At 54.6% G+C, this 271-nt stretch carries 1 pseudogene; it reads left to right on the top strand.

Annotated features, from left to right (window positions below):
- Positions 1 to 188, top strand: a pseudogene (locus tag QP941_RS11590) (IS110 family transposase); the annotation flags it as partial.
- Positions 189 to 271: the final 83 nt, after the last annotated feature.

The raw sequence follows: 271 nt of genomic DNA, 5'->3' as shown, positions 1-271 counted from the left end.
CTTTTGCATCGATCAGATTCCACGAGCGTTCCCGGCAATTCTATGAACGAAAACGCAAAGAAGGCAAAAGACACAACACCGCAGTCGTCGCACTCGCACGCCGACGCCTCAACGCTCTCTTCTCCATGATGCGAAACGGCGAGCACTACCGAGACATCTCTACAGCTCAGGAGGCTGCAGCAGCCTAAAGCCAACAGACCCCCATCCAAGCCGATTGCACAGCAAGCCCAACCGGCTCCTCAAGGTACCCAAAACAACATCTACGAGACGA

It is taken from the genome of Corynebacterium sp. MSK150 (assembly GCF_030229215.1).
GTDB lineage: Bacteria > Actinomycetota > Actinomycetes > Mycobacteriales > Mycobacteriaceae > Corynebacterium.
Note: the sequence above shows the minus strand (reverse complement) of the source record. Positions and strands in the feature narration are given on the sequence as shown.